The following is a 19,792-nucleotide window of genomic DNA, read 5'->3' as shown; positions in this document are numbered from 1 at the left end:
GATCCATATCGACAGCTATGGCCCCTTGAGCATCGGTTCGCTCGGGCTGCAGATCTGGCCCTATTATGCGGTCGATACGAGCGGCGGTCCTCTGACCCCGACGCCGGGCGGCAACAGCCAGGGCAGCAACCGCATCTGGTACGATTTCGACGCGACGACTAACACGATCACCGTCACCTGGGACGACGTCGGCAGCTATTACGGGCATTCGACGCCAAGCGCCTTCCAGGCGCAGATCAAGGTTCTCGGCGACGATGATTTCGACGTCATCTATCGCTACGAGGACCTGAACTGGCCGGGCGGAATCTATTCTCCGCCAGCCCTTTCGATCAACGGGCTGTCGGTCAGCCTACCCATCGATCCGTCGCTCGCGACACAACTCGACAACCTGAACGGCAACGCCGGCGCTCCGGGTGTCTGGGCAGCGCAAATACGCAACGGTTCGATCATCGGGGTTTCGCAGTCCGAAGCCGACATCCTCTGGGGTGGTGCAGGCGACGACATTCTTCAGGGCGGACTTGGCAATGACACGCTCGATGGCGGCGACGGCGACGATACGCTGGTCGGCGGTGTCGGGGACGACGTCCTGCGCGACAGCGTGGGTGCCAACAGCTTTGACGGTGGTGCCGGCAACGACACGCTGAGCGGCTTCTCCGGAAATGGCTATGTCGATCGCCTGAAGGGCGGCGATGGCCAAGACACCTTCATCGTCAATGACAATTATTACGCGCCCGATGGCTCTGGCGGGCGCGCTGTCGACGTCATCGAGGACTTCACCGCAGGCGCGGGCGGCGACAAGCTCCAGATCAACTACGCCTTCGGGGGCCTGGCTTATGCCAGGGACGGGGCCGACACGCTCATCTACGCAGACTATAACGACGGAAAGGGCAAGGTGCCCATCCTGCGCCTCCAGGGCGTCGATCCCGACACGCTGGTCGCCGCCAATTTCAGTGGCCAGACCCTCTATCGCCTCGATCCGATGATCGTCAGCGGCACGGCCGGCGACGACATCATCCAGGGCGGTTACGCGAACGATGAGCTGAGCGGCGGGCCGGGCGCAGATACCATTCATGGCTATAAGGGCGACGATCATCTGGTCGGCGATGACGGCAGCGCTGGAGAAGCGTCACCCGACCTTGCTGCTTATTTCGGCCCGATCGACCGGAGCCTCATCAACACGCTCGGCGGTGCGCGCGGCTTCGGCGACGTGGCGCTTGGGCGTGCCGACGATACCGGGACGTCGATCGCGCTGCCCTCGACTTTCCACGGCGGATCGGTTGTGGTTGGCGGCGCGGCCGTCACAAGCGTCGGCATCGACAATAACGGTTATGTCGAGATCGGCGGGCTGCACCTTGGCATTTACCGCCACGACGCAGATACGCGCGCGGGCGAGCTGAATCCGAGCCCAGGCGGAAACAGCGCCGGGTCGAATGAGGTCTGGTACGACTTTGACGACGCCACCAACACGATCACGATCACTTGGGACGATATCGGCCGCTTCAGCAGCGGCACGGCGCCGAACGCTTTCCAGCTCCAGGTCCATATCCTCGGCGACGATCAGTTCGACATCGTCTATCGCTACGAGCAGTTGGTCTGGAGCGGGGCCTATCCTGATCAGTTGCCGAGCATCGTTATCGGCGGTCAGCGTTTCGATATTCCGGCGCCGAACAACGACCCCACGCTGCTCGACAGCGAGGCGGGCAATATCGGCTCTTCGGGTGTCTGGGTCGCCCAGGTTCGCGGTGGCGCCATCACTGGCGGGCCGCTCGCCATCGACGACCGCCTCTACGGCGAAGAAGGCAATGACCTGCTGGACGGCGGATCGGGCAATGACATTCTCGATGGTGGTGTCGGCAACGACACGCTTCGGGGTGGGGCCGGCCACGATCAGCTGACCGGTGGCGCCGGTGCCGACATTCTCGATGGCGGAGCGGGCAACGACCGCTTCTTCGGCGTGGCCGACGATGCCAGCGTGGATCAGTTCACCGGCGGCTTGGGCCGCGACGAATATAGCGGCATCAACCTTGCCACGATCGGCACCATCGCGGTCGAGGATGTCATCACCGACTTCGAAGCCGGGGCGTCCGGCGACATCATCCACATCGCGGGTGTCGCGGCTGGCAGCAATCCGTTTACCGACAATGTGCTGTTCGTCCGCCGGTCCGGCAACGATACTGTCCTTGTCTATCGTGGCGCGGATGGCCATGAGCAGTCCATTGTCCGGCTTCAGGGCGTGGATCCGGCCAGCCTCGTTCCCGCTAATTTCGACGGCTATATCTTCCCGCAGGTATTCCCCGTCGTCATCGACGACGGGGATGGCGACTCGGTCCTGACAGGATCGGGCCAGAACGACCTCATCGACGGCAACGGCGGCAACGACACGATATTCGGCTATGCCGGTAATGATCGTCTCGCGGGCGGTACCGGCGCGGACATCCTGGACGGCGGCGAGGGTAATGACTGGCTGTCGGGTGAGCAGGGCGACGACCGGCTGACCGGGGGACTGGGCGACGACGTGATCGCCGGCGGCTCGGGCAGCGACCGCATCTTCGGCGGCGCCGAGGGCGTGGATCTTGTCGGCAACGATGTGATTTCGGGTGGCCAGGGCGATGACGAGATTCATGGCGGCCTTGGCAACGATACCTATTATTTCGACCGGGGCGATGGCCGCGATACGCTCGTCGACGCGGGCGGCACTGACCGGATCGTGTTCGGCGCGGGGATCGCTGCGACCGACGTGTCGGTGGTGCAGGTCGGTGGCGACATCGAGCTGCGCATCGCTGGCGACGGTGACCGGATTCGTCTGGTCGGCGCGCTTGGTGGCGACGACACCAGCATCGAGACCATCGAGTTTGCCGACGGGACGACCTGGGACTGGCAAGCCACGGTTGCGCGATCGATGGCAGCTACGGACGGCGACGACGCCCTGCGCGTCGCCGACAGCGTCGCGGGCCTGTCGGCCAACCTGATCGTCAATGGCAGTTTCGAGCAATTCGATCCGGCATCCGGCTCGGACCAGGGCGGCTGGTGGAACGTTGCGTCCATTCCGGGCTGGCGCGAAACCCAGGGGGCGCTCTTCGAGATCGTCTATTCGAACGATCAGGTCCAGCCGTCTGAAGGCAGCAACTGGCTCGACCTCGACGGACAAGGCTATAACAAACACATCGCCCAGACGATCGGCGGTCTGACGGCCGGTGAGCAGCTGTTGCTGCGCTTTGACTATGCCAACCGGACGACGCCGGAGTCCGGCTCGTTCGATGTGATCTGGAACGGTGCGGTCATCGCCTCGATCAACGACGGCACCCTGGCCATGCGCACGGCGGGGCTTCTGGTCACGGCGATTGCCGGGGACAATGTCCTCCAGTTCGTCTCGACCGGCATCACCGACACGACCGGTGCGTCGCTTGATAACGTCCGCCTGCAGGCGGTCCAGCCGGGCGGTGCTGGCGGTGCACTCTCCGGTGGTGCCGGCAATGATCGCCTGACCGGCAATTACGCCGACGACACGCTGACCGGCGGTACCGGTGACGATCTGCTGGCCGGTGGTCTTGGTAACGACATTTACGTTTTCGCCCCGGGCGACGGTCAGGACAGCATCGATGACCGGGACGGGCTCAACCGGATCCAGTTCGCGAGCGGCATCGCCGCTGACGACGTCCATCTGATCCGCAGTGGCGACCATGTCGCGCTCGAGATTATCGGCACCGGCGACCGGGTCGACCTCGGCCAGTTGCAGGCCGCTGGCGTGCCCTTCGAAGTATCGTTCGCCGATGGCACGCTGTGGAGCGCGGCGACGTTGACCAGTCTCGCGCTCGCGCCCACGAATGGCGACGACCTGATCTATGGCACTGCGGGCAACGATACGCTGCAAGGCGGGGCAGGCGACGATCATCTGATAGGCCGCGGCGGCAATGACATCCTCGACGGGGGCGCCGGTGTCGATCGTCTCGAGGGTGGCGCAGGCAATACGACCTATCGTTTCGCGGCGGGCAGCGGCCAGGACGTGATCGCCGACGCCGGTGGCGCCAGCGATGTGCTGGAGCTCGGCGATGGTCTCACGCCTGATACGGTTCAGGTTCGCCAGAGCACTGACGGAACCCGGTTCACCCTGATCGCCGGCGACGATCGCATTGCGATCGAGGATGCTTTCGGAGCCGGGCGGATCGAGCAGATCCGGTTCGCCGACGGCACTGTCTGGACGACGGCCGATCTGCTCGCGCGCGCCGCGAGCTTCGACAATGACGTGCTGCACGGCGACGATAGCGCCAATATCCTGGCCGGCGGTCTCGGCGACGACACGCTGGTCGGTGGCGGGGGTAACGACATCTATCGCTTCGCGCGGGGTGATGGCCGCGACACGATCCGGGACGGCTCGAATAGCAATGGCGACCGCCTCGAGATCGCCGGCTATGCTGCGGCCGACCTCAGCTTCCGGCGCCGGGGCGTCGGCAGCAACGATATCGTGATCCGTTTTGCCGGCAGCGATGACGAGATCGTCGTCATCGACGCGCTGTCCGGCGATCCGGGCGTAGAATCCATCGTGCTGACTGACAGCGGCACGACGCTCGGGGTCGCCGACATCACCGCGTGGCTGCTCGCCAATGCCGCGACCGATGGCGACGACAATATCGACGGAACGCCGGGCTCGGATACGCTCGGCGGCGGCAAGGGCGACGATCTGGTTGCCGGTGAAGGCGCCAACGACGTCTATCTGTACGCCCGCGGCGATGGTGACGATCGTATCGATGCCCTGACTGGCGGCCAGGACCTGGTCCGCCTGGTCGATCTTAACGTCAGCGATATCGCGACGGCCGTGCGAGCCGGTGCCGAAAGCAATGACCTCGTCGTGACCTTCAAGTCGAGCGGTGATCGCCTGTTGCTCCGCGATGCGCTCAGTGCCGCGAACAGCGGGGGCACGACGCTTGCCCTCCAGTTCGCCGACGGCACGCTCTGGGACCGCGATGCCATGCGCGCCCGCGCGCTCCAGGACATCGTGACGTCGGGCAACGATGCCATCTACGGGTTCGAGGGCGCCGACAGCCTGCACTCGGGCGCAGGTGACGATCTGATGTCGGGCGGTGCCGGCAACGACAGCTACAGTTTCGCGCGCGGCGATGGCCACGACACCGTCCTCGACGCGGCGACCGGTACCAATACCGACGTCGTGACCTTTACCGGTCTCAATTCGTCCGATGTTGTGGTGGAGCGCTTGTTCCGCGGCAGCGACACGATCGTGTTCCGCTTCGCCTCGTCGCCCGATGACAGCCTGACAGTGGTCGATGCGCTGGCGACCGACGGCCGTGGCGCGGAGCAGTTCGTGTTCGCCGATGGCGTGACCTGGACGCGCGATTCGATCCTGACGGTGCTCGACAACCGGGCGCCCGTCGCCAATCCCGATGGCTATTATTCGGTGACTACCGGGCAGCCGCTCGTCATCCGCAAGTCCGACCTGCTGCGCAACGACCTCGACGCGGACGGTGATCCCATCTCGATCGTCGCGGTCGACGGCGGCGAACACGGCACCGCCTCCCTCGACGCCAATGGCGATGTCGTCTTCACCGCGACGGGCGGTTACGCCGGCCCGGCAACGTTGCGCTACACGCTTTCGGACGGTCGCAACGGCTTCGCTTCGACCGATGTCGAGATTCGCGTGCGCCCGGTCGCCACCGCGATCGACGATACCGGCTTCACCGTCGCGGAAGACGACGCGCTGACGATCCGCGTCGAACGCCTGCTGTCCAACGATCTCGATGGCGATCGCATGATCGTGGGCCAAGTCTATGGCGCGGTCGGGGGCGTAGCGGCGCTTTCGTCCGACGGCAGCATCAGCTTCACGCCAACCGCCAATTTCAATGGCCGGGCGTCTTTTACCTATGTCGCCAACACGCCGGAGGGCGGCCGCGCCGAGGCGAAGGTTTATATCGACGTCACGCCCGTCAATGACGCGCCGGTCGCCGCAAACGATGCTGGCTTCGTGACCGCGGAAGGTTCGGTCCTCACGATCGATCCGGCCGCCTTGCTCGCGAACGACACCGACATCGACGGCGACCGGCTGAGTATCCAGTCGCTGATCTCAAGCGCCAACACGAGCGTTTCCTTCGACTCCGACGGGCAGATTCAGGTCCGTCCGCAGGACTATTTCTTCGGCGACGCCTGGTTCGATTATGTCGTTGCCGACCCGTCCGGAGCGACCTCGACGGCGCGCGTCCATATCACCGTCACGCCGGTCAATGATCCGCCCGAGGCGCATGACGACCGCTTCGAGACCAATGCAGCCGGCGACCCGATCCTCGAAGACAATCCGATCGTCATCTCGGCCGAGCAGCTGCTGGCCAACGATATCGAGCGCGATGGCGATCCGATGCGCCTGGTGGGGGTCGGCCAGAGCTTTGGCGGCAGCGCACGCCTGCTGGAGAACGGCACGGTCCTGTTCGAGCCGGCGGCCGACTTCAACGGCGACGCCTGGTTCGACTATCAGATCACCGATGACCAGGGCGGGTTCAGCTGGGCGCGGGCGACCATCGCCTACACGCCGGTCAATGACCGCCCGGTCGCCAATGACGATAGCTATACCAGCGACCAGCTCTACGTCTTGCGTGGGCAGGAGGATACGCCGCTCACGATCCCGATCTCCGAGCTGCTCAAGAACGACTATGACCCGGAAGGCTATGCAGTCCATTTCGAACAGGCAGGCGAGGCCGTCCATGGCAGCCTGACGATCGAGAACGGCAATATCGTCTTCACGCCGGACGCCGATTTCTGGGGCGACACGACCTTCGCCTATACGGTGACCGATCCCGACGGTGCAGTCGATGGCGCGATCGTCACACTCCACTTCGACAATGTTGCGGACGGTCCGCCCGTTGCGACCGACGACACCGTCTATGTCGACGAGGACGTGCCAACGGTCATTCCGATCTCAGCCCTGCTCGGCAACGATTATGACATCGATCGCAATCCGCTGACCTTCCTCGACTGGGCAACCCAACACGGCTTCAACGGCACGCTTGAGCTGAACGAGAATGGTGACCTGCTGTTCACGCCCAATCGAGACGCGACGGCATCGAGCGGTTTTGACTATCGCATCACCGATGGCGTCGATGGCGAGGCGAGTGCGCACGTCAACATCGTCATCCGGCCGTCCAACGACGATCCGACCGTGGTCGATGACAGCGGTTTCACCACGCCGTTCGACATTCCGATGGTCATCCGGATCGGCGACCTTCTCCGGAACGACTTCGACATCGAGCAGATCGACCATGACGGCGACGGTTTGCCCGACGTCGATCTCGATCAGCCCGACCGCCCACGTCCGACCTTTGTCGGGGTCGATGGTGTCTGGGATCCTGTCGCCCTTGCCCAGGGACAGCGCGTATCGATCGGCACAGCGCGCTTCGTCACCGTGAACGGTGAACAGTTCCTCGTGGTCGACTATGCGCCGGGCTTCACCGGGGACGTGACGATCGAATACCGTATCGCCGACACGGATGGCGCGCAGGATACCGGATTCGCCACCGCTCATGTCGACAGCAGCTATTCGGGCACGATCAACGGCAGCATCCTCACCGATTATGTGGAGGGTGGCGCACTTGCCGATATCATCCGTACCGGCGCCGGCATCGACCGTATCGTGGCGCTGGGCGGCAACGACCGCGTCGAAGCGGGCGCGGGCGATGACCTGATCGACGCCGGGGATGGCGACGATGTCATCGACGGCGGCGACGGGGCCGATAGCATCAATGGCGGAGCAGGTTTCGATACCGTCATCTTCACTGGCGCGACCGTCGGGATCCGCGCCGACCTCGAATCGCGCGTCGGTCAGGCCGGCCCCGCCCAGGGCGATGTCTACACCTCGATCGAAGCGCTGGTCGGTACGGAGTTTGGCGATATCCTCGCCGGCAATGCCGTCGCCAACCGTCTTGAAGGCGGCGACGGCAGCGACCAGCTGACCGGTCGCGCGGGCGACGACACGCTGATCGGCGGCGCCGGCAATGACACGCTCGACGGCGGCGCGGGAGCGGATATCCTTGATGGCGGCGACGGGATCGATACCGTCACCTATTTCTCGGTCGACGGGACGAGTCCGTCCGGCGTCAATGTCTCGCTCGCTGCCGGTACTGCCTCAGGCGGCGATGCAGCAGGCGATGTGCTGACCGGCATCGAGAACCTTATCGGCACCGACTTCGCCGACACCCTGACGGGAGATGCAGGCGCCAACGTCCTCAACGGTGGGCGTGGCGACGATATCATCGATGGCGGCGCGGGCGATGACACGCTGATCGGCGGTCGCGGGGCTGATACGCTGATCGGTGGAGATGGCATCGATATCGCCGATTACAGCCTGTCAGACACGGGCGTCACCATTGACCTCGCCGATGGCTCGGCCGGAAGCGGCGATGCCCAGGGCGACGTGCTCGCCGGCATCGAGATCGTCCAGGGCTCTTTCCATGACGATGTGATCCGCGGCGACGAGGCCGACAACCGCCTGCGCGGTGGGCTGGGCGCTGACGTCATCGACGGGCGCGGCGGCTTCGACATCGCCGATTATTCGACTGCCGACGAGGCGGTAACGGTCAATCTCGGTACGGGCCTCGGCTCGGCCGGCGAGGCGGCCGGCGACCAGCTCATATCGATCGAGCAAGTCACCGGATCGATCTTTGCCGACACGCTGATCGGCGGCGCTGGCGACGATTGGTTCGATGGCGGCCGAGGTAACGACGCGCTGCAGGGCGGGGCGGGATCGGACACCTACCTGTTCGGTTTCGACCGTGACGACGATACCATCACCGAGAATGGCGACGCGGCGGATACCGATCGTGTCGTCATGCTGTCGGGCACGCTGCCCAAGGACGTCTCGCTGATCCGGCAAGGCGACGATCTCGTCATCGAGCTCGAGAATGATGGCGGCTTCATCACCGACCGGACAACGGTCACGAACCATTTCCTCGGCACTGCAACCGGCATCGAGGAGATCGTGTTCGGCAATGGCGTGACTTGGGACCGCACGCGCATCGAGCAGCTGGTCCAGGCCGGCCGCCTCAATGCGGCGGACGACATCTACTTGTTCGGCCAGGAAGACGTGCCTGCGGTCATCGATCCGGCGACGCTGATCGCCAACGATTATTCGGAAGGCTATACGGGGACGCTCACCCTCGTCTCGGTTGGGAACGCCCAGCACGGCACGGTGTCGCTCGGCCAGGATGGCAAGATCACGTTCCTCGGTGCGCCCAACTTCAACGGCGATGCCTTCTTCGACTATACGGTTCGCGATGATTTCGGCCGGGAGTCGACGGCGCGCGTCGAGGTCGACTTGGCAGCCGTCAACGACGCGCCGACAGCAGTCGACGATGCGCTGATCACCGGCACCGAGGACACGATCCTCAGGATCCGGCTCGATACCCTGCTGGCGAACGACTTCGACGTCGATGGTGAGCTTGAGGGGCTGCACATCATCGGCGCTCAACCCCTCCAGGACGAGAACGGTAACGATCTCTATCCCTATTTCGACCGTCAGAACTATCAGGGCGCTGCCACCAACGTGACCTGGAAGGTTGACGGCGAGTATCTCGAATTGAAGCCCGCGCCGGACTATTTCGGCTTCGCGGGCTTCGAATATATCCTGGCCGATGCCTCGGGCGCGACCTCGACCGCCAAGGTCGAGCTTTACATCAACCCGGTGAACGACGCGCCGCGCCTCGCCGACCAGAAGCAGACCGTCCGCCTGGAGACGACCACCACCGTCAGCGTCGCCGACCTGATGGCGCACGTCTACGATATCGAGGGCGATGGTTTCTCCTTTGTCGGCTTGCATTACGCCGCCAACGGCAAGGCGACCGACAATGGCAATGCGATCTGGGATGCCGCGACCCAGACGGTCGCCTATACACCCGACGCGCTCGGCAACGCCACGATCAGCTTCGACGTGATCGATGCGCGGGGCGCTGCCGCCACGCTCAGCTATCAGATCCGCGTCCGGCCGCTCAACGATCCGCCGGTGGCCAACAACGACTATGGCCTGCGCACTCTTGAGGACACCGTGATCGTCATCGATCCGGCGACCTTGCTTGCCAATGACAGCGACGAGAATGGCGATACGCTGACGCTGACCGGCGTCGCTCGCTTCGCCGATAACGGCAAGGTCCGCATCCGCGAGGATGGGATGATCGAATTCTCCCCGCGTGCCGACTATAACGGCAATGCGGGCTTCAGCTACACGATCAGTGACGGGCATGGCGGCACCGCGACCGCCTATGTCTCGATCACCGTCATGCCGCGCAACGACGGGCCCGTGTTGCGTGACGACCTGGTCTCGGGGACCGAGGATCAGCCGCTGTTCGTGATCCCGGCCGAGGCGTTCGGCAACGATTACGATCTTCAGGGCGATGTCCTGTTCTTCCACGACGCGACCGTGCTCGGCGTCCTCGACAAGCGCTATCTGTCGAGCGGCTATACGGTCGAAGCCAAGGCGGCGGACAACGAGCCGCTGCCCGACTGGCTGACCTTCGACCCTGAGACGATGCGCTTCAGCGGCACGCCGCCGGTCGGTACGACGTCGATCGAGGTCGCGCTGTTCCTGCACGATCCGTCCAATGGCGCGACCTATGCGCACCATCTGACGCTGAGCGGCGGTCAGATCGCCTCCGGCGTCTCCGTCTCGAACGATGTGTTGTCGGGTTATATTGTTCGCCAGCCGATCGACGTGTCCTACGAGTTCGGCGACAAGCCCTTCGCGGAGGGCACCAGCGTCACCGCGACACTCGGCGATGGCTCGGCGCTTCCTGCGTGGTTGGCCTTCGACGAGGCCTCCCGGCGTTTCGTCGGTACGCCTCCCGCCGGAACGACTGCGCCGGTCGATGTCGCGCTGTCCTTCAGCTGGGTGAATCCCTCCAATCCGGCGGCGGGTGCCGTCACCTGGACCGATCATGCCGTGGTCGAACCCGCCCAATTGGCTGCGACTGGACACCAAGCCTATGACAGCGACGTCGCGCTCTTCGACATCGCGCACGGAGCCTTCTCGGCAAGCGTTCAGGGCGGGCGGCCATTGCCGGACTGGCTCCGGTTTGACGCGGCGACCCGCAGCTTCTCGTTGACCGGCTTCGAGCCCGATGCCGACGCGCAGCCCTTCCGCCTGCAGGTTACCTTCACGCCGGATGCCGAGAGCCTGCCGGCGGACGACGTTGACGTGGCCAAGAGGGGCTTCACGCTCGAATTCCTGATCGACCCCTCGAAGCCGCTTGATCCGGCGATCAACGCTCTGCTCGCCGGGGATTCCTATTTCGCCGCCCAGGGCCTCTTCGCGCTCGATCTCGGCGCGGCCGGTGGAATCAACGCAGCGCGCGAAAGCCAGGCGCCGCTCCCATCCTGGCTGCATTTCGATCCCGAGACGCTAAGCTTCACGGGCACGCCGCCGGCATCCTTTGTGGGCGTTGTGCCGGTGAGGCTCGACGTTACCGGCAATGGTTCGTCGCTTCCCACCATGTCGGTCATCACCGAAGTGGCGGTCGACTCGACCTATCACCTGACGAGCGGTGCCGGCGTGTCGGTTTCGACCGGGGCCGAACGGCTCGATGTCAGCGTGCCCGTCGACTTCAACGGTGCGGTCGCCATCCAGTACAACGCCAATGACGAGAAGGGCGGGATCTCGAGCGATCCCGCGACGATCGTCTACAATGTCGGTGCCGCTGCCGACCGGCCGGTTGCCGGTGCAGACGCCTTCGAACTGCGCGAATCGGAGACGGTCAGCTTCCGCGTCATCGATCTCCTTGCCAACGACCGCGACAGCGATGGCGACCGGATGCGGATCACCGCGCTCGGGTCGACACTCAACGGCAGCCTGTCGATCGCGCTGGCGACCGTCACGATTGATGCCCCTGCAGGGCTTGCCGCTGAGGGTGCCACCTGGTCGGCGACTCTCGCCAATGGCGATCCGCTTCCCGAATGGATGACGATCGACAGCGCGACTGGCCGGGTTACCGCGACCGTGCCGCTGGCCATTCGGCAGGCTCTCGACATCGTCTGGACCCGCACCCTGGGCGGGGCCAGCCAGGCCGCGTCGGCCAGCCAATATTTCGACGGCAACCAGGCCGTGGTCACCTATGACCCGAACACAGCCTTCTCGGGCGCCGACGGCTTCACCTATACGGTGACCGATGACGCGCAGGGCGACACGACCGGAGCGGTGACGCTGAACGTCAAGTCCCGCTTCGACGCGCCCAACGCCGCCACCGATCATTTCACCACGCTCGAAGCCACGCCACTCGTCATCAGGCCTGAAGACCTGCTGGCCAATGACAGCGACGTGGACGGCGATCCGATCCGCTTCCTGGGGGTGCTCAATCCCGTCAACGGTACGGTCACGTTCGACGGCACCAACATAATCTTCACGCCTAACGCGGATTGGGACGGCGTCGCTGGGTTCGACTATAGCGTCACCGACGATGCGGACGGCACCAGCGTCGGCCATGCCGAGATCGCGGTCCAGTCGACCAATCAGGCGCCGATCGCGGTTGCCGACGTCTTCTCCGCGACCGAGGATACGCCGTTCGAGTTCACCGCTGCCGATCTCCTCGCCAATGACAGCGATCCGGAAGGGCGGGCGCTCCATTTCGTGTCGCTGTCGCCCACCGCGAATGGCGGCAAGATCATCACGCTGCCGAACGGCCGCTACCAGTTCGTACCCAACGAGAACATCAACGGACCGGTGTCGTTCAACTATGCGGTCTCGGACGGCCGCAAGACGAGCACGGGCACCTTCACCTTCGACATCGCCCCGGTTAACGATGCTCCGATCGCCAATCCGGATGGCATTTTCCTGGGCGACCAGGACCAGCCGCTGGTCATCGACTTCGCGACATTGCTTGCCAACGATCGCGACGTCGAAGGCGACGCCTTCCAGATCGTCGATGTCTTCGACGGCGATAACGGCACGGTGACGCGCGTCGGCGATACCGCCGTGTTCCAGGGCTATGCCGGCTATTATGGCGACGCCGGCTTCTATTACCGAACGACCGACGAGCATGGCGCGACCAGCACCGGTTATGTCTCGCTCATCATCAAGCCCGAGTTCGACCTGCCCATCGCGGTCTCCGACCAGGGCTTCGAGATGCTCGAGGACGGCTATATCGACATCGATCCCGCCGTTCTCATGGCGAACGACTATATCCCTGAGGGCACGACGCCCATCTTCCTGGGCCTGACCGGCGGAGGGGTGACCGACCTCGGCAACGGCCTGTGGCGCTTCACGCCCGACAAGGACTTCTTCGGCACCGCGACGCTGAGCTACGCGATCACCAACGAGAGCGGCTTTGCGATCCCGACCACGGTCACGATCAACGTGCTCCCGGTCGAGGACAACCCGGTGGCGGTCGGCGACGCGCTCTCGACGGTCGAGGATACGCCCCTCACCATCTTCATTTCCTCGCTGCTCGCCAATGATTACGACGTCGATCGCCAGGCGATCACGCTCAGCCGCATCGTCGGCACGAACCTGGTCTCGGTGGTCGACAACGGGATCGGCCAGCTCGTCATCACGCCGGACACCGATGCCAACGGGGATGGCTGGTTCGACTATGAGATCACCGACTCGACCGGACGGACGTCGGTCGCGCGGGTTGCTGTCTCGATCTCGCCGGTCAATGATGCGCCCACGATCGCGGTGGTGCCGGTGCTCCAGGGCATCGAAGACCAGCCGTTCAGCGCGACGCTCAACCCCAATCTCATCGCCGATGTGGATGGCGATGCGCTGTCGATCGAGTTGCGCGTTGTCGGCGGCAGCGCGCTGCCCGACTGGCTGCATTTCGACCGCCAGACCCGTAATGTGTCGGGTCAGCCGCCGGCGAATTTCAACGGCAGCGTGACGCTCGAACTGGTGGCGGCCGATCAGGCGACCGAGACTGTCCGCCAGGTCGTCGTCTCGATCGCGCCCGTCAACGACGCGCCCGCGCTTGTCCAGCCACTCGCCGACTTCGCGGCGCAAGAGGACGCGCCGTTCAGCTTCGCCCTGCCCACCAGCGCCTTCGCCGATGTGGATGGCGATGCGCTGAGCTACAGCGTCACGCTGGATGACGGCAGCCCGTTGCCGACCTGGGTCCAGTTCGACGGCGCGATGTTCTCGGGTCAGGCGCCTGCGGATTATAATGGTACGCTGACCCTCAAGGTGACGGCGTCGGACGGTGCGCTCAGCGCCAGCGATCTCGTCAATCTCGTGATCGCCCCGGTCAACGATGCCCCGGTTGTCGCGGCGCCGATCGCGGACAGGACTGCGCAGGAGGACACCCTTTTCCAGTTCACCGTGCCCGCCGACACCTTCTCCGACGTGGATACGGGCGATGTGCTCACCCTCTCGGCGCGTCTCGCCAATGGTGATTCGCTGCCGGCCTGGCTCACCTTTGACGCCCAGAGCGGCTCCTTCTCGGGAACACCGGCCAATGGCGATGTCGGCGCGCTTGCGCTGGTCGTCATCGCCACGGATCAGGCAGGCGCGAGCGCGACCGCCGCGTTCACGCTCAATGTCGACAATGTGAACGATGCGCCGACAGTCGCGGGCTCGGTTTCCGATCAGATGACGCTGGAGGATGCGGCGTTCAGCCTGCAGCTCCCCGCCGGCCTGTTCAACGACATGGATGCAGGCGACGTGCTCGCCATTGCGGTGACGCTTGAAACGGGCGCTGCGCTCCCGGCCTGGCTCCATTATGATGCGGCGACCCGGACCTTGTCTGGTACGCCGGCCAATGGGGATGTCGGCGCCCTTGCGCTCAAGGTCATCGCGACCGACCTCGTAGGCGCCAGCGTATCGACCGGCTTCACCCTGACCGTCAAGAATGTGAACGACGCACCGACCGTCGATCTCGGCATGACCTCGGTGACTGTGCCGGAAGATACGGCGATCGACTTCGCCTTGCCCGCGACGGTGTTCAGCGATCCCGATGGTGATGCGCTGGTGTTGACCGCCAAGCTAGCCGATGGTTCGGACCTGCCGGCCTGGCTGGCGTTCGATGGCAACCGCTTCACCGGCACCACGCCCGCGAACTTCAACGGCAGCCTGGCGATCAACCTGACCGCCAGTGACGGTCTGGCCAGCGTGTCGACTGGCTTCGCGCTGGTCATCGCGCCGGTCAATGACGCGCCGGTCGTGGCCGCGCCGCTGGGTGACGCGACCGCCACGATCGGCTCGCCGATTGCGATCGCGGTGCCGCAGGGGACCTTCGCCGATGTCGATGGCGATCCGCTATCGCTTAGTGCCACCCTCGACGATGGCACGGCGCTTCCGGCCTGGTTGAGCTTTGCGAATGGTGTGCTCACCGGCACCGCGCCGGCCGGCAGTGCTGGAAGCTACGCTATCCGCATCACCGCCAATGACGGGCAGGCCACGGTGTCCGACAGCTTCCAGCTCACTGTCGGCGGCGGCGGCGGGTCTAACCCGCCCGTCGTGTCGACGCCGCTGGCCGATGTCTCGGTCTACCGCAATGCGGCGATCGACATCGCCATTCCCGCCGGCACCTTCACCGACGCCGATGGCGACGCACTCAGCCTGAGTGCGACCCTTGCCGACGGCTCGGCGTTGCCGTCCTGGCTGGCACTGGTCGATGGCCATCTGGTGGGGAATGTGCCGCCTGCTGCGCTGGGCATCCTCGATATCCGGATCCTGGCAAGCGATGGCACGGCGGTTGCCAGTGATATTTTCAAGCTCTCTATCGGCATCCAGACGGGGCCGATGCTGACGGCGGCTGATTGGGATCAGATCGGTGACGGCAACGACCGGGTGGTGGGCCGTGGTGCCGCCAACACCGGAATCGACAGCTTTGGCGGCGATGACTGGCTGACGGCCGATAACTGGAACGTGCATCTCTCCGGTGGCGACGGGAACGACGTCCTCGAACTGCTCAGCGACGACGATGTCGGCGCGGGCGGCGCGGGCGCCGATTATTTCATCTTCGACGGCTTCTCGGTGATGCGTACTGCCCCATGGGAAACCCAGTGGGGCACCGTCGAGGACTTCGAGGAGGGCACCGACAAGATCGGCATCGTCAACGGCACTGCCGGGGTTCACAACTTTGCCGACCTGCAGCCCTTCATGATGCAGAACGGCAGTGATGTGGTCATCAACCTTCCCGGGCTCCAGCAGATCACCATCCAGAATGTGACACTGGGATCGCTCAACGCCGACGACTTCTGGTTCGGCGCCTGGGCAACCGACGGCGGTTTCGGCCCGGCGCCGGCGGCCGGCAGCGTTCCCTGGCCGACGACGACAGTGACCCTGCCGCTGAACAGCGGCGCGATCGGTGATGCCAGCGAGCGGATCCTCGGCAATGGTCTGGCCAACACCTATGTGAATGCCCGCGATGGCAACGACTGGATTACCACGGACAATTGGGGTGTGTCGGTCTTTGGCGGCCGCGGCAACGACATCATCGAACTGGCCGGGCCGGAAAATTATGCCGAGGGTGGACCGGGCTACGACTATTTCGTCTTCGATGCCTTCAAGCTCGAATATGACGAGACCACGGTCGATTGGGCGCATCTCGGCGATTATCAGGACGGCGTCGACAAGATCGTCTTCCTGAACGGGACAGGGGGCCTCACCAGCTTCGCCGGCCTCGCGCCGTATATGAGCCAGGTGGGCGACGATGTCGTGATCGCGCTGGCCGGCCTGCCGGCGATCACGATCGAAACGACCAAGCTCACGGACCTCGATGCGAGCGACTTCCTGTTCGTGAACCAGCCCGCGGCGCTCGTTGCCGGCATGAACGGGCAGGCGATGCGAATGGGCTCGACGGTCGGTCTCGAGACGGTGTCGTCGGGCGGTTATTCGAACGTTTCGATCACCGGAACGAATATGAGCAATTCGCTCGATTTCACGGGCGTAACGCTCACCGGGATCGCCGCGATCAACGGCCTTGACGGCGACGACACCATTATCGGCTCGGCGGGTGCCGACACCATTCAGGGCGGCGTTGGCAACGACGCGCTGAACGGTGGCACAGGCAACGACATCCTGGTCGGTGGCGCTGGTGACGATCAGCTGGCTGGCGGCATCGGCGACGACCTCTTCAAGGTGACCGGAACCGGCGAAGGCTATGATGCGATCGATGGCGGCGCGGGCACCGACACGATCGCGGCCCAGGCCAACAACACCGCGATCGGCCTGACCTCACTCACCGGCGTCGAGACGATCAGCGCGGGCAGCTTCACGGGCGTCTATGTTCGCGGCTCGGCTGGCAATGATACGCTCGACTTCACCGGCACCAGCTTGACGGGGATCGCCCGGATCGACGGCGGCACCGGCAATGACGCCATCATCGGTTCGGCTGGCAATGACATCATCCTGGGCTCGGCTGGCGACGATACGCTCTCAGGCGCCGCTGGCGATGACGTGTTCCAGTTCACCGGATCGGCCGCCGGTAACGATATGATCGACGGCGGCACTGGGAATGACAGCATCACGGCGTTGGCCAACAACACCGTGATCCGTCTTGCGGGCTTCTCGAGCATCGAGACCATCTCGGGCGGGAGCTTCACCGGCGTCACGATCGCGGGCAGCGACAATGCCGACACGCTCGATTTCAGCGCTGTCGCGCTGAATGCCATCACCAAGATCAGCGGTAATGGCGGGGACGACGTGATTATCGGCAACGCCGCCGCGAACGTCATTTCCGGCGGTGACGGTAATGACACGCTGAATGGCGGGGCCGGCAACGACACCTTGACCGGGGACGCCGGCGATGATGTCCTGATCGGCGGTGCAGGCAATGACATGCTGAATGGCGGGGCCGGCACGGATTGGGTCGACTATTCGGCTTACACGAGCAACCTCAGCGTCAGCCTGGCGGTGACCACCGCGCAGACCGTCACCGGAAGCGAGAGCGACACGATCTCGAATGTCGAGAATGTGCGCGGCGGCAGCGGCGGTGATACCCTGACCGGATCCAGCGTGGCCAATGTCCTTGATGGTGGTGCCGGAAACGACACCCTGAACGGCGGGGCTGGCAATGACACGTTGATCGGTGGCCTGGGCAACGATGGCCTCAATGGCGGCGACGGCAACGACAATCTCGACGGTGGCGATGGCGACGACGTGCTCAACGGCGAAGCTGGAAACGACACCATCTACGGTGGAACCGGAAACGATCAGCTCAACGGAGCTGCCGGCCTGGATACGCTCTACGGTGGAGACGGCGACGATATCCTCACCGGCGGCGATAGCGCGGATACGCTGTCGGGCGGCGCAGGCGTCGATCAAATCTATGGAGGCATCGGCGACGACATTATCGACGGTGGTGACGGCAACGACACGATCACCGGTGATGCGGGTGCGGACCAGATCACCGGCGGAGCCGGGAACGACAATATCTATGGCGGTGACGGCAACGACATCATCTATGGCGATGACGGCAGCGACACGCTGACCGGCGATGGCGGCGACGACTTTATCGCGCCCGGCACAGGAAACGACATGGTCTATGCTGGCGTCGGCACGGACACTGTCTCTTATGCCACCGCGACCACGGCATGGACGATCAACCTCGCAGCCAATTCGGCGACTTCTGGCACGGAAGCCGACGGCATCTATGATTTCGAGAATGCCGAAGGCGGGTCCGCCAATGATGTGATTACCGGAAGTGCTGTTGCCAATGCCCTGAACGGCGGTGCCGGCAATGACCGGATCACCGGTGGAGCCGGTAACGATACCATCATCGGAGGGGCGGGGACGGACACCGCGGTATTCGCGGGGCTCTCGTCCACCTATTCGATCGCGACCGTCGCTGGGAACGTTCAGATCGTCGACAATGCGCCATCCCAGGATGGCAATGACGGCACCGATACGCTGATCGGAGTCGAGGTCGCCGAGTTCAAGAATGGTGTCCAGATCGGGCTTTCGGCACCGGTGCTCCTCGACCTTGACGGGAACGGTGTCCAAACGGTCTCCATCGGCGCGAGCCAGGCGCGATTTGATTTCAATGGCGACGGCGTCGCAGAACGGACCAGCTGGTTCGGTGCCGGCGACGGTATGCTGTTCCTCGACCGCGACGGAAACGGCACGGTCAGCAACGCGGCGGAGTTCTCGTTCACCGGCGACCTTGCCGGCGCGCGCTCGGATCTCGAAGGCCTGCGTGCGTTCGACAGCAACGGCGATGGCATCCTCTCGTCAGCCGATGCGCGCTTCGGCGAGTTCCGTATCTGGGCAGACAATGGAGACGGTGTCGCTGCGGCGGACGAGATCCTGTCGCTCCAGCAGGCCGGTATCGCCGCGATCTCGCTTTCGGCCAAGAGCCTTACAGGCAACTGGGCGTTGGGCGATGTTGCAGTGGTCGCGGATGGCTCCTTCATCCGGACGGATGGGACGTCGTCCGCCCTTTCGGATGCGGTCCTTTCCTACGACATATCGGGCGGCACGCTGACCCAGCTCCGGCCGCGCCTGCCTATGATCAGGGACTTCTGGCATGGGCCGCTACAGGTGCGGTTCCCCGAGGATGGGGAGGTACGGGAAGGCGGGCCGCAGTCCTACGCTCGACTTCCTGGCGACACGCGCGAGCTTATTCGTTCCGCCCTCGACTCCACCGGATCGATTGCCGATGCGCTCAAGCCGGTCCCCAATCCGATCGAGAAGGCCAATATTGGCTCCGAAGCCGGGGACACGCAGGTGGAGCAGGACAATGTGATCGCGCTTCCGCTTGATCACACCCTGGCGCTGATGCGCCAGCACATGGCGGCGTTCGGCGCGGAACCGATCGACGCACTCGATCTGCGCAGGCGCGACGGTGAACAGCCTTGGCCAATGCTGGCGCATGGGTAA

General features: G+C 64.5%; 1 protein-coding gene (only partly in view). It reads left to right on the top strand.

Going from position 1 to position 19,792, the window contains the following annotated elements; translation table 11 throughout:
* Positions 1-19,792 carry the 3' portion of a tandem-95 repeat protein gene (locus WC704_RS05135; RefSeq protein ID WP_372888905.1) on the top strand. Its footprint begins 13,103 nt before the window's first position, so only the last 19,792 of its 32,895 coding nucleotides appear in the window; its start codon lies off the left edge, out of view; its stop codon occupies positions 19,790-19,792.

Origin of the sequence: Sphingomonas sp. (assembly GCF_041661885.1) — a bacterium.
Lineage (GTDB): Bacteria > Pseudomonadota > Alphaproteobacteria > Sphingomonadales > Sphingomonadaceae > Sphingomonas.
This window is presented reverse-complemented; position numbering and strand designations above follow the sequence as displayed.